The organism is Pedobacter sp. (genome assembly GCF_037719805.1).
In the GTDB taxonomy this organism is placed as follows: Bacteria; Bacteroidota; Bacteroidia; order Sphingobacteriales; family Sphingobacteriaceae; genus Pedobacter.
In genome coordinates this window covers 316,901-338,794 of sequence record NZ_JBBJLZ010000004.1, presented here as the reverse complement: position 1 = coordinate 338,794, position 21,894 = coordinate 316,901, and the positions used below count along the sequence as shown (strand labels likewise).

Genomic DNA, 21,894 nt, shown 5'->3' with positions numbered 1-21,894 from the left:
CCTAACCTGGTCAAAGAAGCACTCTGCTACTTCTGGACACTAACGCTATCGAAGGGCAAGACTGGAAGTATTGTGTCTATATTTTACAGCGGACCCGGAGGCTATTGATAAATTCGCAACCATCATACATAACAAAATGCTTCGTTCCATCTTTAAACATACCATGAAGGATTGAAACTACATCAACATTGAAGACTGCGTTAGGGTGGGGTGCTACACTAAGGACGTACACAACTTCTTCTATAAACGATTCATGGATGGCGAGAGTGATCGTTCTTAAAACATGCCAATAAAACTTCTTAATACAGTTGCCATCAAGGGGGATGCCCTTCAGATGTTTGAAAATCTCAATGATCAACAAGAAAGAATAATTACAATGAAGCTAGTAGCTTCAGAGCTCGAAAGCCTAAGTATAATATTACCTTCTCAACGGCCAGTCAAAACATCAACTCGGTTAAGGAACTTACTACCGAGGGCACTCTCTTTAAAAGTCTTGAAGCGTATCATACTATTGCTGGAACGGAAGCCACCTCTCCATACAAAGTGCTAACTAACAGAGAGGTGGAAGCTGCTATGCAGTTTGTTGCAAAAATCGAACTTTATCATCTGGATGTTGGTGATATGCCATGGTTGGATGTGAAATATTATTTTAGACCTTTGTATGAAGTTTCTAACAGTCCATTCCGTAACTTAGATACAAAAGCCATTAATAACGGTAACATAGTACTAATAAGGGAAGTTGACCTCATGGACAGTACCTTGGGGTTCTATACCTTAAATCAGAATGGCGCAGGTAAAACTAGCTACCTAAGATTAGGGATGTATGAGCTAGATTTAGATGATATCTATTCAGCCATAAGAAAGCACGGTAGAATTACAGCCACACCGCAATCAATAGGTAACACAATCCTTAAACCAAAAAGATAATGAAAACGCTAAAATTAATTCTCTCTGTTACAGTACTCATGACGATTTTATCCTGTAAAAAACCAATAGTGATAGTCGATCCCTGGCCAGATGGACAAGTAAAATGTAAGGTGACATTAGTAGAACATTTTTATTCTGAAAACAATAAGATAGTAACAGATAAGTACTATTATATTTATGATAGTGACCATAGAATAACCAGAATTGACTACGGCAAACAACAGTCAAATGAGTTTGAGACTTTCACTTATTCTGCTGGTAAAGTGAACTGGAAAGGGGTCAATGGCGATATTGAACAATATAACCTTGATGTGAACGGCCGGATTACTAGTGTTACACAGGGAAACGAACCTCTTAATTTCAAATACAATATGGATGGTCAGTTAATAGAAGTTGGTATTGGCGAAGACAGGCAAAGCATCCAGTATCAGACGGGCAATTTAACTTCCTCTGATTATAATGGTAAACCATGGATAAGTATGAGCTATGGGAATGTAGAGACAAATAACCAAGTCGTTTACGGATGGGTGTTCGGCGAGGTAATAGATTTTGATGAGATCGGCTATCGTGTTACGCCATTCATTGGTAAGCTATCCAAGAATTTACCATCTACCATTATTTATGAACCAGGTTCCGGTCAAACCGTTTATAACTTAACCTATACTTATGATTCAGGTAAAATAAAATCGGTTACAAGTGCATTTGGAGGGAATACATCAGAATACAAGTTTACTTATGAGTGTAAATAAAACTCAAACACGAATCAATTTAAAGCTGCACATACGTGTGGCTCTTTTTATTTAACTTCACATCAACATGATAGGTACAGTTAGATTCTATAAAACACCATCCGATAGGTGGTACATTGATCTGCCTGACTGGTCAGGCTCAATTGAAGAGCTCGGTAAGGTTTCCATCTTTGCAATGGCCTATTGTAATTAACATGCTTTAAAGCGCTCCTTTGATAAGGCTGAAGCATTGAAGAAACATTACATTTTGCTCTTCTTTTTAAAAGGCGGATAGTTTTAGATGATCGTCGAAGTACTACCGTTTAAACCAAAGACATGGAGCTACTTCCTCCAGCTAACCTTTTTAACAGCACCTCCCTTCAATATCCCAGATTTTGTATCAGCGTACTAAATAGGTAATATTAACAGAAGTTTGGATATGGGTAGGAGCGTTATGATGTTATCCAATGTGAAGGTGATACCCTTTAATAAGTCTTTTCTTTGATTAAAACGGATAGATTCCATACTCAGCTAGGCTTAACAGCCTGGCTTCAGCTGCACAAAAAAGTAAGTTAAGTTATTATATAACCCCATAAACTTGAAATGTGCACCAGCTTCATTGATTACCTTTGGCGTTTAAGGAAGTGTATTGTCACTTATCTTAATGCACTTTGAAACTCTTGATAATAAGAGTCTAATCTCTAACTTAAGAAGAAGAGTAAAAACAATAATCATAGCAACTACAAAAATGACACCTTCTAGTTTCGCATTACCAGTTATCAAACCTATTATAATCGAGACGACTCCAAATAATAGCAAAATGCACAGTGCAGAAGGGATTGCGCTTAGTCTGATTCTATATGCTGCTGTAGTTTGATCTTTAGAGAGGCTAATTATTAATTTAGGTAGCAAGACTTCAAACGAGGTTTTAAGGCGTGTAAACTTTAAAGAATTCTTACCTTCTAAGCCAAGGAAAAGCTTATCAGTACCAACGTTAGTAGCCGAACTTTTGAAGTCTAATGAAGAGGTTCTTTTTAAAGAATACCTCCTAAGAGCCTTTTCAACATCTGGTTGTTTGGTACCGTGAGGAAACGGTACTGTTTTAAAATAGAGCATTGGTTAGTCTTATTTAGTTAAGCTAATTTAGATTATAATTTGAAAAGGACATGAAGTTAATTATTAATGCGTTAAGCGACCACAAGTGCGCTTCCCTTTCTGTTTACAAGGTAAAAAACCGTAAATACCCCCCTCTACCTTATAAACGAGGACGGTAGATCAATGATGACTTGTACTAACAAGCATGCATCAAAATAAATAAGTTGGACAAATTATAAAAGGGGGGATATAAACCATACAATATCCCTTATTTAAACCTGCCCTTCATAACTGTTTTTATGTTCAATTGTGGATACAAAGAAAATGAAGTACATTGGTATTTGATGCTCAGCAAGTCATCGAGAACTAATAACATGAAAACCCAGATTGAAATAGTCGTCTCAAGCAAAACTAGATGGTGGCAAGTAATGATATTGTTGATCACTACGCTATTAACCACAACTTTCATTTACATCTTAATCATACCACTTACCTTATGGGGTATGTATGGCTCCGGTGCATCATCTGACAGTATTTTGGAGTCACCTTTTGCAATCTTCATTGCAGAATGGTTACCGTTGATTCTTGCCTTAACCTTTTTAATTCTAAGCTTCTACATCAACCTTAGGAAAGGTAATCTAGGTAAAGCTAAGTCCTTCATAATTGTAGCTCCTGTGCTATTAATTTCATACCTGTTCCGGGTTCCAATCTTAAATGTAATGTTTGATATCTTTCAATCCTGAGCAATCCATAACTAACTTCTCTGTCGAGTTTTAAATTGGTGCAAATGCGGATACGAAAGGAGGATATATATTAATGACTCTTCAAATTTATGCTTGTCAACTCAACACGTTTCAAGAAATTCCCCCATAAACGCTCACTGTAGCCTCTCACGCACCACCTATTTATTGCGTTGCTTCTTGACTTAGTTTCCCTGAAAGCTTGCCAAGTACCATATTAATATAATCACATATGGTACACAAAACATTTAAAGTTGCCGAGGTGCAACTGACTTACAAGCCAAAGTACAAACTAGCAGAAAGACCTGTTATTACATCATCTAAGGATGCTTATGATATCTTCCTTCGTCAATGGTCACTTGAAAGAATTGGGTTCTTAGAAGAGAGCAAACTGCTTCTACTTAACAGAAGAAATTCAGTGTTAGGGATAGTTGACATATCCATGGGTGGGTTAAGCGGAACAGTTGTCGACCCCAAGGTGATCTTTGTAATTGCTTTAAAAGCTGGAGCAAGTGCACTCATCCTAGCACACAACCATCCAAGTGAAAAGCTTGATCCGAGTCAACAAGATCTACTGTTAACTAAAAAGCTGAAGGAAGGAGGAAACCTTATAGACATTAGCGTGCTCGACCATCTCATTATAAGTAAAGACGGTTATTCGAGTATGATGGAAGACGGACACATGTAATTCAAAATAATGCTTTAAATTAGCAACACAGTTAATTAAATAATTTTAAACCAGCGCGCCAAAATTGCGCCAACTGAAGATTTGTTAAGGTACAATGGTCTGAAATAAGACGGGCTTGGATTAGTTGGGTTCGGATATGTGTCAGCTTTGATTCTTGGGTTTAAAGCCGCGTAACATGACTTTAAACAAAAAAAGGCGACGTCTGGAGCAACGTCGCCTCTAATTAAGAGATAAATCTCTTGTACACCCAATAGGATTCGAACCTATGACCTACGGTTTAGAAAACCGTTGCTCTATCCAGCTGAGCTATGGATGCATTCCTTTTCAGAAGCGCAAATATAGGCGTTAGGATGTAAATGCGCAAGGCTTAGATGGATATTTTTTTGTTTGGAAACCGTTCTACATAAGAAGAAATCATATGCAAAATGTAATCATTTGATTGATAAGGCTGTAGTGCCGATTTTAAGGCTCCAGCTTCTTTGACATCACTATAATTTGAGATGTAGCCCATTCCGTAAAAGACGCCTTTTTCAACAAGCAGGCAACTCTGTTCGTCTTCATTTCTTCCTGTATCGATAACGGCGTAGGAGGGGAGCATCGATTTTAGCTGATTCAGTGCATACTTTACCCTCACATTGTAGGAAGCAGCGGATTCTTTATTTAAGCATGCTCCAGCGCATCTCCCTTCTTCATGGCCTGTGCAAGCATTGCGGTTAGTTTGTACAAAACATAGCTTTTCGCACAAAAGATGCTCTTTTATCAAGAGCCGTAATAAGTTATGACCTTCAAGCACCGTATCAAAGCTATAGAGTGCAACGGTCTGTTTTTTATATTTATCTATGCCAAGTCGTATGTAACCTTTTTGATCCTCGAAGGAGTAAAGCCCATACTTTTGCGTGAAACTTTTAAGCGCTCTGTTGAATGGGGGCCAGAGCTTCTTAATTTCTGAAGCCTCTAGTATGAATGCCATCAACTCCGTACCACATTCTTCAAAGTCTATCGTGTGAATTTCTTTTAGAAAGTTCTGACGCTGACGGCTAGTGTTATTTCCTGTAAAATGAGAGCATACGCGTTTGCGCAAGTTCTTTGCTTTACCAACATAAAGAACCTTCCCTTTTTGATCTTTAAAGTAGTAAATACCGGTGCTTACGGGCAGCTTCTCGACTTCTGACTTCTGGAGATTTGGAGGGAGGATATGATCCTTGGAAAATTTGTTTAATGCAGTGCTGATATGGCCATCACAATCACAAGTTAAAAGATGGCGAAGTAAGGTAGCCGTCGCATCCGCATCACCTCCGGCTCGATGTCGGTTGTTAAGCTGGATCTTTAGATCATTGCAAAGTTTTCCTAAGCTGTAAGAACGGTGGCCTGGAATGATTTTGCGACTCATTCGTACTGTGCAAAGCTTTTTGCAGTGAAGCTCGTAGCCTGCTATAGCTAGTTGATGTCTTACGAAAGAATAATCAAAATTTACATTATGAGCAACAAAGATTTTATCGTTAAGTAAGTCTTGAATTCGCTCAGCAACCATGCTGAAAGTCGGTGCAGATTCCACCATAACGTTACTTATTCCTGTAAGTGCCTCAATGTGGGGCGGTATTTCCTGCATCGGGTTAATGAGTGTCTCATAGCGGTCAATCACCTCCGATCCATTGTGAATGATGATGGCAATTTCAGTTATCCCGTTGCCTGAGGCAAACCCACCCGTCGTTTCAATATCTACTATTGCGTATAACATCTTCCCAGATTTTTGAGGTGTAAAGATGCTAATATAATTAGTATTAGTGTAAACTTTTGAAAAAAATGGCAATTGGCATATTTATAGCTAATGTCTGGTCACAAATGAGACAAGAAATTAGCAAAAGTTGAGAAGGATATTAGAGGTAGATGATGACAGCGATATTGTTGACATCATTAAGATCATACTAGAAGATGAAGGTTATGAAGTTTCAACGCTAACAAACGGCCGTGAGGTAATGCAAACAATATCTCTTCAGAGACCTGATCTCATATTACTTGACGTAATGCTCGGAGGTATTGATGGCAGAGATATATGCAGGGCTATTAAAGGCGACGCAAAGTTGAGCGACATTCCTATTGTAATGATATCTGCAAGCCACAATTTACATAACCTTTTAACCGAAAAAGGCTCGCCCGATGATTTTCTGGCCAAGCCCTTCGATATTGATCATCTCATCAAAAAAGTTAAAGCCCAATTCGCAGCTTAATCCTGGCTGTACTAATTAATATATTTTATCGCTTGTTCTGTATAGTATACAGTGCTATTTAAGCTATTGTCGTGATTTTAATGGGGTTACTAAGAATCCTGTGAATGGGGCATCTATCTGCGATTTCCATCAGTCTACCGTGTTGCTCAGAACTCAGATCGCCAGTCAATTCAATTTTTCGGTTGATACTTGTTTGTGCAGACATATTTTCTTCAGCACATATCTCAAGTTCGATCTTTATGGCATCTAAAGGTATTTGCTTTCGGTCAGCATACATACGGATCGTTATCGCTGTGCAACTTCCAAGACTCGCTAACAGCAACGCTCCAGGGGTCATACCTTCATCAGATCCTCCAACGCTTTCTGGCTCATCGGAGTAAATAAAGTGGCCTCCGGAATAAATTTTTGTTCGATAGTGAGATCTATCAAGTTCAGTTATTGCAGTAATACTGTTTGACGACATATATAGGATTTTGTGCTTAACATAATGTTATTCTGTACGTTATATTAATGAAACATTTAATAAGCAGATTTGTTATGTTATGACTAACCAAATTTTTATATGTTAAGCAATTATCTAAACTTCCAGTTCGATGTACAGGGAAGGCCGATTAATGGGTTCTGTATGCGGATTCAAGATGATTTCCACGAGACCTACGCTGTAATTGTAGATGGGTATCACTCATTCTGCGTGTGGGTTGACAGTTCTTCAACATGGAGAACCTCTAAAAACACTTCAGTAGAGCCCTCTGTACTTCAGTACATTATCTCTCAACTTTCCATGGGTAAGCAGGAAAGCCTTAATTAACTATCCAAAGAAAAGGTAACACAACCCGATCGCTGTACACACTCCAACAAGGTCTGCCAAAAGCATTGCGCCAATTGCATACCTCGTATTTTTAATGTTAACTGCACCAAAATAGACGGCAACTACATAAAACGTGGTGTCTGATGACCCCTGTAAAATACTTGATAACCTACCAGCAAAGGAGTCGGCCCCATGGGTAGTGATTGTATCCACCATCATTCCTCTGGCACCGCCGCCACTTAGAGGCCTGATTAGCGCAGTAGGGATTCCATCTATAAATCTTGAATCTGCACCTAAAGCCGTGCAAATGTATTTAAGTCCATTTATTATGATTTCAAATGTTCCACTCGTTCTTAACAAGCTTATGGCGATCAGCATGCCCACCAGATAAGGTATAATTCTGATCGCCGTATCGAACCCACCTTTTGCTCCATCAATGAAAGCGTCGAACACATCGATATTTTTATACACCCCGCCAAGTACTATCAAAAGGAAAATCAGTAGCAGTAAACCATTACTCAGTATTCCAGAGAACGACTGAAGTTCCGCAGTTTTTAAACTCACCAGGTACAGAACGAGCAAGGCTATTACGATTGATAAGCTTAGCACCCATCTAAGAATAGCGGGTTGTAGCAGATTGATTTTTTGTTTGAATGACACAATAATCATCGCTGCCATTGTAGCTACGAAAGTCGCAATCATACAAGGGATGAAAATATCCGTTGGGTTCACTGCGTTAAGCGATGCACGTATGGCAATGATGCTAACAGGTATAAGGGTAAGGCCTGAAGCATGAAGACATAGAAACATGATTTGTGCATTCGAGGCCGTTTCTTTGTTAGGATTGAGTTCTTGCAAGCTCTCCATAGCTTTTAGACCAAAGGGAGTGGCTGCATTGTCGAGACCCAACAAGTTGGCAGAGAAGTTCATCACCATGTGACCAGTTGCAGGATGTCCTTTTGGAATATCTGGGAAGAGCTTGGAAAAGAAAGGCCCAATAATTCTGGAGAGCAATCTAATTCCTCCCGCTCGTTCTGCGATGCTCATAAAGCCCATAAACAGAGCCATTATGCCAATTAATTTCAGACAGATATTTACAGCTGTCCAGCAGGTTTCTATTACTCCATCAACTTTAAGAACGTTTCCGGCATCATCCGCTTTCCCTATGATCATTAAGTTGAATATGTCTGACTGCCCAAAGAAAAAACATTTGATCGAGCCAACTACGATTGCTACGATGATAAAGGTAGACCATATTCTACTTAATGCCATTTGCTGTATTTTCGGTTTAAATTAAGGTATTAGACTAGGATTCCGTAAGAGAATGATAATATTCTTCTATCTTTTTCAAAAAGATCCAAAGTTGCCAGCGAATCTATTAATATAAATCCATTTATCGTCAGCTTTGAGCCTTCATACGTTGTATAAGCATTGCAATAACGCAAATCGCCGATATCTTTGATGTAATATGTTCTCTTTACGGTAAGATCAGACGGATTAAAGGCGTCTTCATAATTTAAGCCTATACTGGTAGTTAGACCATTGACTGCTACGTTTTGGATCAAAACATGGAATATCTGCTTATTGTTCTTTGGGATATCCTGGTATTGCACTACATTCTTTTCTTTGAAAGATCCAGTGGCAATAGAAAGTAGTCCTTTCAGGATAGATATGAAAAAGTACTTTCTGATCTCTTGTTTTTCATCATCTTCTTTAAAACCTCCGGATTCCAGAAGAAGAGTAGAGGTTCCGGCGAGTTGAAAATTATCGCCGAAGGCCCGTGGTTCGAACTCATCTTGGAAAAGTCCGATTCGACCGGGTAAGAAGTTCGTTAGCGTTTCAAAGATATCGGCGACTACCTGCATTGCCCTCGTCCGGGTCTCGTTCACAGAGCTATTTTCGTCATAAGAAGGCGCCAGGTAGGAGAGTGTCGCAGATTTCAACGAGCCTTGTACGCTCCAGAGTGTATCCTGATCGTGGAGATTGAATGCGTAGTCAGGGTTGATCTCATCCCTTAGGTTCCGTAATACTTTGGCTTCTTTAGTTAAGGTATCGATGAAATCTCTGTTTATGTCTATCTGATTAGCATTTCGTCGAATAAACCGTTCTGCTCCGTCAGGGTTGACCATTGGAAGCATATACAGCGTACATTCGTCAGCAATAGTGTCTGCCGTCTCTTGTTGGGCAGGGTCTTTGAGAAAATTGATCAGATCAAAGAGGGACATGGTGCCAGTTGCTTCGTTTCCATGCATCTGGCTCCATAAAAAGATCTTACATTTTCCTCTGCCCCATGTGACCAGGTTGAGAGAACGGCCTTCTTCTGAGTATCCTTTAGTTTCTACCCTGAAGTCTGAAGGCAGTTGTTCAAGAAGTTGCTCCACTACATTATGCTTTACGAAGCGATCAGTAATGGCCGATTCTATAAATGCAGCGTAATTTAGAAGTAAAGAATCAAAATTCATTTAAGGCTTTTCCTCTGTCAGATCAAAGCCCCATGTTCTTCCTTTGTCTATTGCCGGAATACCACCGACCATCCATACCGGCGCTTTAGCCCCTTTTAGGTAATAGTCAAAAAACTGTTGTTCTCTGATCTGAATGTCCTTCCTGTTTTGACGAAGCACGAGGTTGTGCGCCTCATTGTTATAGTTAAGCAACCAGACTGGCTTGCCCAATCTCTTAAGTCCGGTAAACATTTCAATTCCCTGATACCATGGCACTGCTCCATCGGCATCGTTAGACATAATCACTACTGGTGTAGATACTTTTGGTAAGGAAAACAACGGTGAATTTTCAATATATAACTCCGGTTTTTCCCAGAGTGTTGCTCCGATTCTGCTTTGCGTCTTCTCATATTGAAACTGCCTGTTCATGCCGGTTTCCCACCTGATACCACCGTAGGCTGAAGTCATGTTTACTACCGGCGCTCCCGCCCAGGCGGCTGCATACCTATTTGTTCTGGTGATCAAATGTGCCACCTGATATCCTCCCCAACTTTGCCCTTGCAATCCTATTTTTGTACCGTCAACCCATGCGTTGAGTTTTAGGGATTCCACTCCTGAGTTAATAAACTCTTCTGCGGACCGTCCGGGATAGCCGTTCTCGTAGCTGATATCTGGTGCGAACACCAGATAACCGTTGCTCACGAAATAGGGAATATTTAACCGGGATGGAGTCGGTGCGGGCGGTTGGTAGGCATAGAGACCGTCTGAGAGTTTCTCATAAAAGTAAACAATCATCGGGTATTTTTTATTTGGGTCAAAGTTTTCTGGCTTGTAAAGAATACCTTCAGATTTATAGCCTTTAGGTGTAGTCCATTTGACAAGTTCGGCAGTGCCCCAGTTGTACGTGTTCTGTTGTGGATTAGTATTGCTTAATTTAGATTCCGCTTTTAAGTCTGACGAGGTGTAAACGTTAGGTGAATTGATATAATTACCTTTATCGTACAGGTATTTATTCTCATTTTTCGCCTTGATCAATCTAGAATACCGGAAGGGCTGCATAGTGATCAGTTCAGGATTCTTAGTGTCAGCAATGTTCTTTTTAAAATACCCTGTTTCCTTAGTAACGTTGTTAAAAGCATTTAGCCATACAAGTTCTTTTTTAGCGAAAAAACGACTTTCCGGGTCCACTTGCTCATATCTAAAGGTGATTTTATTTGTGCGTCCATATCCATTCGTGATATTCTTTGCAGGATATTTGTTCTCCGGTGAGAACTCCCAGATGTCGTATTTGTCGTAAATAAGTACAGCTTTATCGTCTTCCGTCCAACCGGCAATACCATAGGGGGAAGGCGTATCGGGAACATCATTATCCTCGTCCACAAACTTCACATTTGTATTATTCGTTAACTGAGTTTTGACCGCTGTAGCTACATTATAGCTATACCATTCGCCTTTTGTCTTTTCAAAATAAAGGATATACTTTCCCTTTGGCGAAGCCATCGCATTGCCTGCAAGGGATTCCAATATCTTCTTTCTAGCCCCAGTTTTGGTATCAATCAAATAATAGTCTTTCAGCGTTTCAGCGGTCCATTGTGCTGGGATTCTGTTACCATAATCAGTAGAAGCCAATACGAAACTTAAGTTTCCTTCGTCTATTAATGCCGCATCAGGCAGCTTTTGGTCGGTTAGCGGAACTACTTTGACGTCACTGGTATAAATTTCAATAGCGGTAAGGTATGACTTCTTGCCTTCGCGATCAGCGTTTTTAAGCTGCATTGGCTGAAGATAATCGTCTTTATATCCCCATACGTCAAGCTTTGCATTCTCAAACTCTACCAGTGTCGTATCTTTTGGTATCCTGATGGGAGCAATACCAAAGAACAAACGCTTTCCATCTTTACTAAAGTTTAATTTTCCATCGCCGCTCACTACCCATTTTGAAGGCATCCCCGAAACAGCATTGTCCACTAACACCTGTGCAGTATCAAGTGAGTTCGAATGATAGTAAACATTGAAGTCTTTTATTTCGGTTTTCTCCGGACTTTTTTCTCCGAGGAACACAAAGGAATCACCATCCTCTGTAAAGGTAAGGCTCTTGAAGTTGCCAGGTCCTTTTGTAAGCGTCTTGGTACTGCCTTTTTCAATATTGAAAAGGTAGACGCCGACCAGAGCTGCTTTGTCTTTCTTGGCGGCGGTTGTTGCATAAGCCAATTGCTTTCCATTTTTGCTGAAAGCGTATTCATTTACATACTTGAACTTCCATTCTACACCGGTTATCAAATTCTTTGCAACCAGCTCAGTTCCTTCGGGCTTCGCCTTACCTGGATCTTCTTCAGCAAAAAAACGGTCCTCATCTGTTTTTGGACTGGCCGTCGCAGCGGGCTTTGCGGTTTTGCTGGTATCTGATATTGGCTTCTCCAGTTGGTAAGCGATGATTGGAAGCCCTTGCTCCGGAAATTTGAGTGATTTTACTCTTGGCACTTTGGTAACAGCGAGGGAAGTTAGATTGATGATTCCCAAGGAGTCTTTAGGCATATCATCTGGCTTCTTCTTCTTTATTTTAGCCAAACGCATATCTGAATACAAAGGCTTGATGCTAAAAGCAGCGTACTTAGAGTCAGCGCTGAATTGAACACCCTCGGCTCTGGGAATTACGACCTTTGCACCTGTGGATGTGTTGTAAAAATAGAGCGTGTTGTTCCCTTCCTGTTGCGCAATTATATAAGATGCCCATTGGCCATTGTTGGATAGTTGTTTAGTAGAAACAGCTTCCCAAGTATCGTAAACAGTATGATTTAAGGGCTTTTTCTGACTATAGGCTGTGCCTGTAATGAGCAGCAAGGCTATTATAAGTATTTTCTTCATAAATGGATGGTTCTGTTGGTTTGCTAGTTGTCGGCTATAAAAATTGGAAAAAAAAAGCGAAGTTTTAATTTGTATGCCAAATTTTACATATAAAGCAGAAGTTTAAGCAAAAAAAAAGCATCCCGAAGGATGCTTTTAATATTATTAAGAATACTAGTTGTCTTTTTTCTGCTTCAACTGGTTTTGCTGACGCATATAATCGTCTAATCTTGTTTGAAACTTCGACTTCTTCTTCAGTTCCACAGGTTTAGTCTTGTTATCCTGCAGAGTCTTGTGAATCTTTTCATCATCTACCATTGACTTGATTAAAAACTGCTGTGCAAACGTTAACATATTTGCAAGGAAGTAGTAATAATTTAAGCCTGAAGGGTAACTGTTAAGTACACCAAGGAAAACGATTGGCATGATATAACCAATGTATTTCATTTGGCCTGTTGCACCCGAAATCTGATTATTGAAATAGGTATAGATTAGTGTAGAAATGGTCATCAGGATACACATCAAACTTAAGTGGTTTCCAATGAATGGAATGTTAACACCAAACTTGATGAAGTCGTCATACGTTGACAAATCTTTCATCCATAAGAAACTCTCTCCACGTAGTTCAAATAGGTTGGGAAAGAAGAAGAAAAAGGCCATTACAAAAGGCAGTTGTAGTAGCATGGGAAGACAACCTCCAATTGGATTTACACCGACTTGCTTGTACAGCTTCAAGTATTCCTGTTGCAATAGGGTAGGGTTATCATCTCCGACTTTAGCTTTGATCACATCCATTTCCGGCTTAAGGATTCTCATCTTAGCCATAGACAAATATGATTTGTAGGTTAGGGGAGACATGACCAATTTAAGGGCTACTGTCAATAGAAGTATGATTAAACCGTAGCTCCAGTTGAAACTTTCCAACCAATTGAATACAGGTAAAACAACAAATCTGTTTATGTACTTCAATGGCCAGTAGCCCATGTCTACTTGCTTTTCTATCTCATGACCCTGATCTTTAAGAGTTGAAAACTTATTAGTTCCGAAATAAAACTTCATCGGATAAGTTTGTGCGGCAAGCTGGTTGAATTGTAACTGCATGTTGGCAGCATACCATTTAACTTCACCCGGCTTAGTACTTACTTTAACTTCAAGATCACCACTATTAAACGGAGTTTCAGGAATAAGCACTGCAGAAAAGAAGTGTTGTTTAAAGGAAAACCATTCAACCTTGCCTTCTTTTAACTCTTCCTTCTCATCTTTTGCTACGTTCAGATGGTCGGGATCTTTATCAATATACTTGTAATAAGGTGCTGAATAGCGTTGCTCATTTTCGATTAACTTTTCTTGTTCCAGTAAAGTGGTTTCCCAATTTAACAAGACAGAATTGCCTTGAATAATCTGGTTCATTCCGTTGAGGACAATGTTCATTGCAACGTTACTACTGTTCGGTTTTAAGTCATAATTAAATGCTATGTACTTTTCAGCTAAATAGTTCGCTTTCATACTTAAAGTAGAACCAGTTTTAGTAGCTACGAAAAACAGGTCGTTCGTATTTACCATTTTCCCACCTACATTAAGGTTTAGACCGAACTTGTTTTGAGTTCCATCAAATAAGATGACGGGCTTACCATCGTAAGTCTTCTGCCCTTTTACTTGTACAGAAACGATCTTGCCACCTTTATTGCTGAACGTGATTTTTAAGCTTTCATTCTCAAGCACAGACGATGCTTCGGTTCCTGAGATGCTGTTCCCAAAAGGACCTTTAAGTGCAGCAGAGTCGATTGTAGGAGTTGCTATTTGGGCAATTGGAGCTGGTGTTGTGTTTGTACTTCCAGATTTAACTGAATCTGCAGCAATTCTCTCTTTCTCCTTTTTAATTTCGGCTTCAGAAGGCTTGAAAAAGTAGAACGAACCTGCCAGAACGATCATGATCAGGAACAGTCCTGTAAAAGTATTTCTATCCATTATTGTTATTTAAACGCGTATTATTTAATTTTCTTTTTCGTAAACTCAACCGCAGCGGCGACAAATTTAACAAAAAGTGGGTGAGGATTAGCAACAGTTGATTTTAATTCAGGGTGAAATTGTCCACCCACAAAGAATGGGTGGTTCTTAAGCTCTACGATTTCGACAAGCTTGCTTTCAGGATTGACTCCGGAAGCGATCATTCCGGCTTCCTCGTAACGATCCAGGTAGGCATTGTTGAATTCATAACGATGCCTGTGCCTTTCAGTAATGTGAGGTTTACCATAAGCAGCGAAAGCCTTAGTCCCTTTCTTAAGGTCGCAGGCGTAAGCACCTAGTCTCATTGTACCGCCTTTGCTGGTTACATTTTTCTGCTCTTCCATCATATTGATCACCGGATTCTCAGTGTTCTCATCAATTTCAGTCGTATTTGCTGCGTTAAGTCCTAAAACATTACGCCCGAACTCAATCACCGCACATTGCATTCCGAGGCAAATACCAAAGAAAGGAATATTGTTTTCACGGACATACTTAATGGCATCAATTTTTCCTTCAATGCCTCTGCTACCAAATCCTGGGGCAACTAAGAGGCCGTCAAGATGACCTAACTTCTCTTTAACATTGTCAGGATATACGCCTTCAGAGTGGATATATTCTACTCTAACTTTACATTCATTTCTTGCACCAGCATGCACAAACGATTCGGTGATGGATTTGTAAGCATCTGGCAATTCAACATATTTACCTACAACACCGATGACCACATCAGATATTGGATTCTTTAGTCGACCGAGAAAATCTTTCCAGCTTTCCATGTCCGGCTCTTTCTGGGCAAGTTTCAGTTTACTTAGTACCGTTTTATCAAGTTGCTCTTTCATCATCAATAAGGGCACATCATATATCGTTGATGCATCAATCGATTCGATGACAGCATTTACATTTACGTTACAAAACAGTGCTATCTTTTTGCGGATGTCCTGGTTAATATGGTGCTCTGTACGGCACACTAAAATATCCGGTTGAATACCATACTCCAGCAATGCCTTAACCGAGTGTTGAGTAGGTTTAGTCTTTAGTTCTCCTGCTGCTGCAAGGAAAGGAATTAGTGTTAGATGTATTACTATAGCGTTATTTGCGCCTTCTTCCCATTTAAACTGACGAACAGCCTCAATGAAAGGTAAGGACTCAATATCGCCTACAGTTCCTCCAAGCTCAGTGATAACAATATCATACTTACCGCTTTCACCAAGGATGCGCATGTTCCTTTTAATTTCATCTGTGATATGCGGAACAACCTGTACAGTTTTCCCGAGGTACTCACCAAGACGTTCTTTATTAATTACATTTTGGTAGATTCTTCCGGTGGTTATGTTGTTTGCCTGCGAAGTAGGTACGTTTAAAAAACGTTCATAATGACCAAGATCCAGATCTGTTTCCGCACCGTCTTCAGTTACATAGCACTCGCCGTGTTCGTAAGGATTTAACGTTCCTGGATCAATGTTAATGTAAGGATCGAACTTTTGGATGGTTACACTGTAACCTCTTGCTTGTAGAAGTTTAGCTAATGAAGCGGAGATGATGCCCTTACCTAAAGAGGAAGTAACACCGCCCGTAACAAAAATATACTTAGTCATGTTGTGAGTTTGTGATATAAAGCATGTGTTGAAACACAGACTTTATTGTTTTTGTACGGGATACAAAGCTAGTAAATAAATGCAGTTTTTTGGAATTAATATAGATTTTGCGGCTAGGATGTAAGCGGTTAAGGCTGAAAAACTTATCATTTACTCCATCTACAGCTTTAACTAAGCTCACTGCATTCCAGAAAATATAGGACAAAAAAAAGCCCGGATGAACCGGGCAATTTTTAAAATATATTTGGTTAGAATATGCTGGTAACTTATAGTATTAACTTCTTAGCAGGTGATTAATGGTTAAATATATAACAAAGAATATGATTCTCATAATTTTATTTAAAAATATTTTGCTTCGTTATAAAAGCCTGCTGAAACTATTTACAACAGTTATAGTAAGCTTTAGCCTTACTTTCTTTGGCTGACCATCCAATATAGATTTTATCTTCCTTGCCAAGGCGGTATATAAAGCCATTAAGACCGCTTTGTTTCAACTCCTGGTAGAATAGCAGGTCTGGAACATTCTTGTCAGGAGTTTCTGACTCGGTAATCGCCGGTTCGAGGAAGTTCTCTTCATCAAAGAAACGATCGATTTCGGACTGAAGAAACGCAGCCTGATTTTTCTTCTTTTTTAAGTCAATTGTCGCATCGTAGTTTTTTAATAAGCTTGAGGATGGGATATCGACATGATATATTTCTCTGCCTTTTGAATTATGTATTCTGAAGTCTACCATCTGACTGTCCAAAGTGGAGCCAATTACCATCACTGTAAATGTATCGGCAAGCAAGCTATCACTGAAATTCTTTAAGACCTGGCGTTTTGTCCCCGAGATTTCCACTGGTCCTTTTCCTCCCTGGTTACAGCCGAGCATGAGCAGAAGTGGTATCAGTAATACAAATCGCATTATCTTCATAGGGCGTTTATTTTAAGTAGATCTTCAGGCGTATCAATTGCTAATGTTTCAATTGTCGTAAGCCGTGTCTTAATTCGATATCCCGCTTCGATCCAACGAAGTTGTTCAAGACTTTCAGCAAGTTCCAGACTTGAGGGTTTTAGCTCGGTAATGTCTTGCAGTGCTCTGACAGTGTAGCCGTAAATACCTATATGTTTATAGAACACACCTTCTTTAAGCCACTGGCCTTTTATAGCATTTCTTATAAATGGAATTGTCTGTCTGCTGAAATATATTGCTTCCTGCCGATCGTTCAAAATCACTTTCGGTATACTTTCATTAAACAGGTCTTCCTGATTATCGATTCTTTTAATCAACGTTGCCAGTTGGACAGTATGATCTTCAAAGCAGGACGATAGTAAATCGATCTGTAAGGGATCAATGTAGGGCTCGTCACCCTGAATATTTATCACAGCATCATAACCGGTAAGTGTTTTGATCACTTCTGCACATCTGTCTGTCCCGCTAATGTGCGTGCCTGCTGTCATCACGAACCTTCCGCCAAAGCGGCTCACCTCATCGGCAATGCGATTATCATCAGTGGCGACAACCACTTCAGACAGCAAAGTGGATAAGCTTGCCTGCTCAAATACACGCTGTATCATACTCTTGCCCTGGATTTGTGCCAGCGGCTTTCCTGGAAATCTTGTTGAAGCGAATCTTGCGGGTATGATACCGAGTATGTTCATCTAAAAAAGTCCGTTTATCTCTGCGTCAATTGCTTGGATAATTATCCCAAGATCCTCTGGGGAGTTGGTAAAGTCAAGCTTATCTTTATCTAAAATAAGCAATTTTCCAAGTTGGTAATCCTTGATCCATGCTTCATATTTTTCATTAAGTTTCGACAAGTAATCGATTCTAATACTTGCCTCATACTCCCTTCCGCGTCGTTGAATGTTGTTAACCAGGGTGGGAACCGATGCTCTAAGGTAAACCAACAGGTCTGGCGGCTTGATAAAAGAGGTGATGTTTGCAAAGATCGCTTTGTAATTCTGATGGTCCCTGGAGGTCATTAAACCCATCTCGTGAAGATTATCAGCGAAAATATGGGCGTCTTCATAAATTGTACGATCCTGAATTACATTCCTGTTAAAGTTCTGAATATCAACAATTTGCTGAAACCTGCTATTTAAAAAATAGATCTGAAGATTAAAGCTCCAACGTTTCATGTCGCTGTAAAAGTCTTCTAAATAGGGATTGTTTTCGACCGCCTCGTAAAGGGCTTCTGAGTTATAATGTTTAGCAAGTAAACCTGTTAAAGTGGTTTTTCCTGCGCCTATATTGCCAACGATTGCTATGTGCATATTTGTTTTTTTGACCCTAGTTACCTGTGTAATGTACAGGTATTACGGTAGTTTATTCTTGTCAATACCTAAAAGGATTTGAATCCAATAAGCGTCCTAACTTCCTTCATTGTTTTTTGCGCACTCTCGCGTGCCTTTTCAGCACCTAGCTTGGCAACTTTAGCCAGGTAAATGTTGTCTCCAGATAAAGCCTCAATCCGTTCCCGGATCGGTGCATTAAATACAATCATGTCCTCTGCCAACTGCTTTTTGAAATCGCCGTATCTAATGGTCATTCCATTATACAAGCTTTCAAAGTGAGCAAGAGTATCTTCGGAAGAAACAATCTTCATCAAGTCAAATAAGTTCTGAACAGCTTCGGGCTTCGATTGGTTTTCTTCAGTTGGACCAGCATCGGTAACTGCCCTTGACACTTTTTTACGGATGACCTCTGGCGTGTCGGCCAGATAGATACAACTGGCATCGCCCTCAGATTTACTCATCTTTCCTTTGCCATCCAGTCCGGGAACTTTAACCAGCTTTTCTGAATAATTAAAGGCAAAAGGCTCAGGGAAGTATTCAGATTGGTATAAACGATTGAATCGATTTCCGAAAGTGCGGGTCATCTCAAGGTGCTGTTCCTGATCTTTTCCAACCGGAACTTTAACCGCCTTATGTAGAAGGATATCGGCAGCCATTAACGCCGGATAAGTGAGCAGTCCAGCATTTACATTATCAGGCTGAGATCTGATCTTATCTTTAAACGATGTACTTCTTTCTAGTTCACCCAAATAGGCATTCATGTTTAAATACAAATAAAGCTCAGTGACTTCGGGTACATCTGACTGAACATAAATTGTGCTCTGTTCTGGATCAATCCCACAGGCAAGGTATTCTACCAATACATGTCTCACATATCCATGTAAGTCTTGAGGGGTTGGGTGCGTTGTTAAAGAATGCAGATCTGCAATAAAAAAGAAACAATTGTAGTCGTATTGCATCTTAACAAAGTTTGTTACCGCACCGAAATAATTACCAAGATGCAATTGACCTGTCGGACGGATTCCGCTAACTACAGTTTCTTTCATGGGTCGAAATTAATAAAAAACGATAAGTTGACGGGTTATAATTTCAATTTTGTAATATTGGATTCATGATAAAGTTTTTCAGGAAGGCCCATTGGTTCTACACCATATTAGTAATATTGAGCTTTTCCATTCTATTCTATCCCATTTATTACCTCTTTTCAAGGAATGAAAGATATTACAATTTACTGAACCGTTCCCGGCAGTTACATAGTAAGGTATGCAGTCTATTTATAGGCGTATTTTACAAGTTTGAATATGAAACCGAGTTAGATACCAATCAGGCTTATATCTTTTGTGCCAATCACAGTTCTAATCTGGACATTATGATTTTGTGCATTATTGGTAAGGGGAGATTTCATTTCCTGGGCAAGGAAGAACTCTTAAATAATCCCGTATTGAAATTGTTTTTTAACACGATTGACGTTCCTGTCAACCGTGACAGCAAAATGTCTTCTTTCAGGGCCTTTAAGAAAGTGGGTGAAAATCTTGACAAAGGAATGAGTTTGATCATTTTTCCGGAAGGTAAGATTGATGAGGATCATTATCCACCTGTTTTGCAATCGTTCAAAAATGGTCCCTTTCGGCTTGCCATTGAAAAGAATATCTCTATCGTTGCAGTGAGTCTCCAGGATGTGTGGAAGAAAATGTGGGATGATGGCTCGAAGTATGGGACACGTCCCGGGCTTTGTCACATTTATATACACAAGCCGATATCAACTGCAGAACTAAATATTGAAGATTCAGATGTGCTGAAAGACCGTATCTTTGAAATGATAAATACTAAAATCTCAGAATGATTATAGACAAGCAGACCATTACCAAAGTTGCAAACCTTGCCAGAATCGACATTCATGAAAACGATGTCGAAGAACTAATCACAGATATGAATAAAATCTTAACATTCATGGAAAAGCTAAATGAGCTTGATACGAATGGAGTTGAGCCCTTGATCTATATGAATACTGATGAGAACGTGTGGCGGGAGGATGTGATAAAGCAGGAGATCACGGTACAAGAAGGACTACAAAATGCAGCAATTCATAACGACCGCTTTTTTTTAGTTCCAAAGATCATCGAGAAATAGAGGTAGCCTCATTTTATTCCTACTAATTGTAACATATCGACCCTTAAAGAGGTCTAAAGAAAAAAACCGCAATGGATAAAGCATTAATAAATATTAGAGATATAGGCCGTAAATACGTAATTGGGGCAGAAGTAATTCATGCGTTAAAGTCGGTATCCCTGGATATTTCTAAAGGCGAGTTTGTTGCGTTAATGGGACCGTCCGGATCTGGAAAGTCGACTTTGATGAATATACTAGGTTGCCTGGATACGCCAAGTAAAGGGGATTATATTCTGAACGGGATTAATGTTAGCCAGATGAGCGATGATCAACTTGCAGAAGTAAGAAATAAAGAGATAGGTTTCGTCTTCCAGACCTTCAATTTGCTGCCACGATCCACTTCTCTAGATAATGTAGCGTTGCCTTTAATTTATGCTGGCGTGAATAAAAAGGACCGTGACGCCCGATCTCAGAAAGCTTTGGAAAACGTAGGGCTTGGTAATCGGGTTACCCACAAGCCGAATGAGTTGTCTGGTGGACAGCGTCAAAGGGTTGCAGTTGCAAGAGCATTAATAAATAATCCTTCTATTATACTTGCCGATGAACCGACCGGTAACCTTGATACCAAGACGTCAATTGAAATTATGGGACTTCTGGAAGAAATTCATAGTAAAGGAAACACAATCATTTTAGTAACTCACGAGGAAGATATCGCTCAACATGCACACCGGATCGTTAGAATGCGTGATGGTTTAATTGAGAAAGATTATCTAAATACCGATATTAAAACGGTTTCACCACGACTATCCAATCTGGAGAAGAGAGGCGGTGATTTTGAGAAAATTGAATAGTACTTCATGAAAATATACACTAAGACTGGTGACAAGGGCTTAACCTCATTGATTGGCGGAACACGTGTTCCAAAATCGGACTTAAGGATAGAGTGCTACGGAACGGTAGACGAGCTGAATTCCTATATTGGACTTATAGCGTGTCAGAACATCTTACCGCTTTACCAGGAGCATTTAAAAGAAATACAAGACAGACTTTTTACTGTGGGAGCTTATCTTGCCTCTGATCCCGAGAAGTCAACCATGAAAATCCCTGACCTTTACGAATTGGACATTAAGTTCTTAGAGGACCTGATGGATCAGATGGGTGCTGAGCTGCCAGAATTAAAGCATTTTATTCTGCCTGGCGGAAATACAATTGTTTCCTACTGCCATTTAGCAAGATGTATTTGTAGAAAAGCTGAGCGCTTAGTTGTACACTTAGGCCAGGAATCACATGTTGACGAAAAAATGACGGTTTACTTAAACCGTTTAAGTGATTATTTATTTGTTTTGGCAAGAAAGCTTAATCTTGATGAAGGAACACCAGAAAACATCTGGAATCCACGACAATAA

The 21,894-nt window shown here is 39.7% G+C and carries 23 protein-coding genes and 1 tRNA gene; 11 read left to right on the top strand and 13 right to left on the bottom strand.

Going from position 1 to position 21,894, the window contains the following annotated elements; genetic code table 11:
* The first annotated feature begins 543 nt into the window (after nucleotides 1–543).
* The 3 genes from WKF66_RS14650 to WKF66_RS14640 all read left to right on the top strand — a co-directional run bounded on the left by WKF66_RS14650 (nucleotide 544) and on the right by WKF66_RS14640 (nucleotide 1,869).
* Entirely contained in the window at nucleotides 544–927 is a 384-nt protein-coding gene (locus WKF66_RS14650; RefSeq protein WP_489675214.1) for a hypothetical protein, read from the top strand.
* The gene (locus WKF66_RS14645) at nucleotides 927–1,676 is read left to right on the top strand and encodes a hypothetical protein (protein ID WP_489675213.1); all 750 of its coding nucleotides are present in this window, start codon (nucleotides 927–929) and stop codon (nucleotides 1,674–1,676) included. The genes WKF66_RS14650 and WKF66_RS14645 overlap by 1 nt, the downstream gene beginning before the upstream one ends.
* A gap of 67 nt (nucleotides 1,677–1,743) precedes the next feature.
* Nucleotides 1,744–1,869 carry a DUF6717 family protein gene (locus WKF66_RS14640; RefSeq protein ID WP_489675212.1) on the top strand — a complete coding sequence of 42 codons (126 nt, stop codon included), beginning with the start codon at nucleotides 1,744–1,746 and terminating at the stop codon, nucleotides 1,867–1,869.
* Between the two features lie 422 nt (nucleotides 1,870–2,291).
* Here WKF66_RS14640 and WKF66_RS14635 read toward each other — a convergent pair whose 3' ends face one another.
* Nucleotides 2,292–2,771, bottom strand: a complete 480-nt coding sequence (locus WKF66_RS14635) for a hypothetical protein (RefSeq protein ID WP_489675211.1) — start codon at nucleotides 2,769–2,771, stop codon at nucleotides 2,292–2,294.
* A 353-nt stretch (nucleotides 2,772–3,124) separates the two neighbouring features.
* Between WKF66_RS14635 and WKF66_RS14630 the strand changes: the two genes are divergently transcribed.
* Together WKF66_RS14630 and WKF66_RS14625 are read left to right on the top strand one after the other, a co-directional pair.
* The gene (locus WKF66_RS14630; protein ID WP_489675210.1) at nucleotides 3,125–3,493 is read left to right on the top strand and encodes a hypothetical protein; all 369 of its coding nucleotides are present in this window, start codon (nucleotides 3,125–3,127) and stop codon (nucleotides 3,491–3,493) included.
* Between the two features lie 229 nt (nucleotides 3,494–3,722).
* On the top strand, nucleotides 3,723–4,178 hold the full coding sequence (locus WKF66_RS14625; protein ID WP_489675209.1) for a JAB domain-containing protein: 456 nt from the start codon (nucleotides 3,723–3,725) through the stop codon (nucleotides 4,176–4,178).
* Nucleotides 4,179–4,420: 242 nt separating this feature from the next.
* Here WKF66_RS14625 and WKF66_RS14620 read toward each other — a convergent pair.
* Both WKF66_RS14620 and WKF66_RS14615 read right to left on the bottom strand, forming a co-directional pair.
* Nucleotides 4,421–4,494, bottom strand: a tRNA-Arg gene (locus WKF66_RS14620).
* 51 nt (nucleotides 4,495–4,545) lie between these two features.
* The gene (locus WKF66_RS14615; RefSeq protein WP_489675208.1) at nucleotides 4,546–5,916 is read right to left on the bottom strand and encodes an exonuclease domain-containing protein; all 1,371 of its coding nucleotides are present in this window, start codon (nucleotides 5,914–5,916) and stop codon (nucleotides 4,546–4,548) included.
* 127 nt (nucleotides 5,917–6,043) lie between these two features.
* Here WKF66_RS14615 and WKF66_RS14610 point away from each other — a divergent pair, with 127 nt between their 5' ends.
* Nucleotides 6,044–6,406 carry a response regulator gene (locus WKF66_RS14610; RefSeq protein ID WP_489675207.1) on the top strand — a complete coding sequence of 121 codons (363 nt, stop codon included), beginning with the start codon at nucleotides 6,044–6,046 and terminating at the stop codon, nucleotides 6,404–6,406.
* Between the two features lie 58 nt (nucleotides 6,407–6,464).
* Here the strand turns inward: WKF66_RS14610 and WKF66_RS14605 are convergent, their stop codons facing one another.
* Nucleotides 6,465–6,869, bottom strand: coding sequence for an OsmC family protein (locus WKF66_RS14605; RefSeq protein WP_489675206.1), 405 nt, complete (start codon nucleotides 6,867–6,869; stop codon nucleotides 6,465–6,467).
* A gap of 99 nt (nucleotides 6,870–6,968) precedes the next feature.
* Here WKF66_RS14605 and WKF66_RS14600 point away from each other — a divergent pair, with 99 nt between their 5' ends.
* The gene (locus WKF66_RS14600; RefSeq protein WP_489675205.1) at nucleotides 6,969–7,214 is read left to right on the top strand and encodes a hypothetical protein; all 246 of its coding nucleotides are present in this window, start codon (nucleotides 6,969–6,971) and stop codon (nucleotides 7,212–7,214) included.
* Here the strand turns inward: WKF66_RS14600 and WKF66_RS14595 are convergent, their stop codons facing one another.
* The 9 genes from WKF66_RS14595 to trpS form a co-directional block, all read right to left on the bottom strand.
* Nucleotides 7,215–8,486, bottom strand: coding sequence for a nucleoside recognition domain-containing protein (locus WKF66_RS14595; protein WP_489675204.1), 1,272 nt, complete (start codon nucleotides 8,484–8,486; stop codon nucleotides 7,215–7,217).
* A gap of 29 nt (nucleotides 8,487–8,515) precedes the next feature.
* A complete protein-coding gene (locus WKF66_RS14590) occupies nucleotides 8,516–9,676 on the bottom strand; it encodes a M14 family zinc carboxypeptidase (RefSeq protein ID WP_489675203.1) in 1,161 nt (386 codons plus the stop codon).
* Entirely contained in the window at nucleotides 9,677–12,520 is a 2,844-nt protein-coding gene (locus WKF66_RS14585) for a S9 family peptidase (RefSeq protein WP_489675202.1), read from the bottom strand.
* Between the two features lie 153 nt (nucleotides 12,521–12,673).
* Nucleotides 12,674–14,467 (bottom strand): membrane protein insertase YidC, encoded by a 1,794-nt coding sequence (gene yidC, locus WKF66_RS14580; protein ID WP_489675201.1) that lies wholly within the window; start codon nucleotides 14,465–14,467, stop codon nucleotides 12,674–12,676.
* Nucleotides 14,468–14,487: 20 nt separating this feature from the next.
* Nucleotides 14,488–16,101 carry a CTP synthase gene (pyrG, locus tag WKF66_RS14575; RefSeq protein ID WP_489675200.1) on the bottom strand — a complete coding sequence of 538 codons (1,614 nt, stop codon included), beginning with the start codon at nucleotides 16,099–16,101 and terminating at the stop codon, nucleotides 14,488–14,490.
* A 377-nt stretch (nucleotides 16,102–16,478) separates the two neighbouring features.
* Nucleotides 16,479–17,015 carry a hypothetical protein gene (locus tag WKF66_RS14570; protein WP_489675199.1) on the bottom strand — a complete coding sequence of 179 codons (537 nt, stop codon included), beginning with the start codon at nucleotides 17,013–17,015 and terminating at the stop codon, nucleotides 16,479–16,481.
* Nucleotides 17,012–17,743, bottom strand: a complete 732-nt coding sequence (gene kdsB, locus WKF66_RS14565) for a 3-deoxy-manno-octulosonate cytidylyltransferase (RefSeq protein ID WP_489675198.1) — start codon at nucleotides 17,741–17,743, stop codon at nucleotides 17,012–17,014. Before kdsB ends, WKF66_RS14570 begins: the two co-directional genes overlap by 4 nt.
* Nucleotides 17,744–18,358: a deoxynucleoside kinase gene (locus WKF66_RS14560; RefSeq protein ID WP_489675197.1), complete on the bottom strand. Its 615-nt coding sequence runs from the start codon at nucleotides 18,356–18,358 to the stop codon at nucleotides 17,744–17,746.
* A 68-nt stretch (nucleotides 18,359–18,426) separates the two neighbouring features.
* A complete protein-coding gene (trpS, locus tag WKF66_RS14555) occupies nucleotides 18,427–19,425 on the bottom strand; it encodes a tryptophan--tRNA ligase (protein ID WP_489675196.1) in 999 nt (332 codons plus the stop codon).
* A gap of 65 nt (nucleotides 19,426–19,490) precedes the next feature.
* On the opposite strand from trpS, the gene WKF66_RS14550 reads away from it, so the two are divergent.
* The 4 genes from WKF66_RS14550 (at nucleotide 19,491) to WKF66_RS14535 (ending at nucleotide 21,894) form a co-directional block, all read left to right on the top strand.
* Nucleotides 19,491–20,222: a lysophospholipid acyltransferase family protein gene (locus tag WKF66_RS14550; protein ID WP_489675195.1), complete on the top strand. Its 732-nt coding sequence runs from the start codon at nucleotides 19,491–19,493 to the stop codon at nucleotides 20,220–20,222.
* Nucleotides 20,219–20,509, top strand: a complete 291-nt coding sequence (gene gatC, locus WKF66_RS14545) for an Asp-tRNA(Asn)/Glu-tRNA(Gln) amidotransferase subunit GatC (RefSeq protein ID WP_489675194.1) — start codon at nucleotides 20,219–20,221, stop codon at nucleotides 20,507–20,509. The genes WKF66_RS14550 and gatC overlap by 4 nt, the downstream gene beginning before the upstream one ends.
* Before the next feature lie 71 nt (nucleotides 20,510–20,580).
* On the top strand, nucleotides 20,581–21,339 hold the full coding sequence (locus WKF66_RS14540) for an ABC transporter ATP-binding protein (protein ID WP_489675193.1): 759 nt from the start codon (nucleotides 20,581–20,583) through the stop codon (nucleotides 21,337–21,339).
* 6 nt (nucleotides 21,340–21,345) lie between these two features.
* Nucleotides 21,346–21,894: a cob(I)yrinic acid a,c-diamide adenosyltransferase gene (locus WKF66_RS14535; protein WP_489675192.1), complete on the top strand. Its 549-nt coding sequence runs from the start codon at nucleotides 21,346–21,348 to the stop codon at nucleotides 21,892–21,894.

Coding starts and splice junctions, on each gene's coding strand:
- WKF66_RS14645 (WP_489675213.1), top strand. CDS start 927: ATGAAAACGCTAAAATTAATTCTCTCTGTTACAGTACTCATGACGATT.
- WKF66_RS14640 (WP_489675212.1), top strand. CDS start 1,744: ATGATAGGTACAGTTAGATTCTATAAAACACCATCCGATAGGTGGTAC.
- WKF66_RS14635 (WP_489675211.1), bottom strand. CDS start 2,771: ATGCTCTATTTTAAAACAGTACCGTTTCCTCACGGTACCAAACAACCA.
- WKF66_RS14630 (WP_489675210.1), top strand. CDS start 3,125: ATGAAAACCCAGATTGAAATAGTCGTCTCAAGCAAAACTAGATGGTGG.
- WKF66_RS14625 (WP_489675209.1), top strand. CDS start 3,723: ATGGTACACAAAACATTTAAAGTTGCCGAGGTGCAACTGACTTACAAG.
- WKF66_RS14615 (WP_489675208.1), bottom strand. CDS start 5,916: ATGTTATACGCAATAGTAGATATTGAAACGACGGGTGGGTTTGCCTCA.
- WKF66_RS14605 (WP_489675206.1), bottom strand. CDS start 6,869: ATGTCGTCAAACAGTATTACTGCAATAACTGAACTTGATAGATCTCAC.
- WKF66_RS14600 (WP_489675205.1), top strand. CDS start 6,969: ATGTTAAGCAATTATCTAAACTTCCAGTTCGATGTACAGGGAAGGCCG.
- WKF66_RS14595 (WP_489675204.1), bottom strand. CDS start 8,486: ATGGCATTAAGTAGAATATGGTCTACCTTTATCATCGTAGCAATCGTA.
- WKF66_RS14590 (WP_489675203.1), bottom strand. CDS start 9,676: ATGAATTTTGATTCTTTACTTCTAAATTACGCTGCATTTATAGAATCG.
- WKF66_RS14585 (WP_489675202.1), bottom strand. CDS start 12,520: ATGAAGAAAATACTTATAATAGCCTTGCTGCTCATTACAGGCACAGCC.
- yidC (WP_489675201.1), bottom strand. CDS start 14,467: ATGGATAGAAATACTTTTACAGGACTGTTCCTGATCATGATCGTTCTG.
- pyrG (WP_489675200.1), bottom strand. CDS start 16,101: ATGACTAAGTATATTTTTGTTACGGGCGGTGTTACTTCCTCTTTAGGT.
- WKF66_RS14570 (WP_489675199.1), bottom strand. CDS start 17,015: ATGAAGATAATGCGATTTGTATTACTGATACCACTTCTGCTCATGCTC.
- kdsB (WP_489675198.1), bottom strand. CDS start 17,743: ATGAACATACTCGGTATCATACCCGCAAGATTCGCTTCAACAAGATTT.
- WKF66_RS14560 (WP_489675197.1), bottom strand. CDS start 18,358: ATGCACATAGCAATCGTTGGCAATATAGGCGCAGGAAAAACCACTTTA.
- trpS (WP_489675196.1), bottom strand. CDS start 19,425: ATGAAAGAAACTGTAGTTAGCGGAATCCGTCCGACAGGTCAATTGCAT.
- WKF66_RS14550 (WP_489675195.1), top strand. CDS start 19,491: ATGATAAAGTTTTTCAGGAAGGCCCATTGGTTCTACACCATATTAGTA.
- gatC (WP_489675194.1), top strand. CDS start 20,219: ATGATTATAGACAAGCAGACCATTACCAAAGTTGCAAACCTTGCCAGA.
- WKF66_RS14540 (WP_489675193.1), top strand. CDS start 20,581: ATGGATAAAGCATTAATAAATATTAGAGATATAGGCCGTAAATACGTA.
- WKF66_RS14535 (WP_489675192.1), top strand. CDS start 21,346: ATGAAAATATACACTAAGACTGGTGACAAGGGCTTAACCTCATTGATT.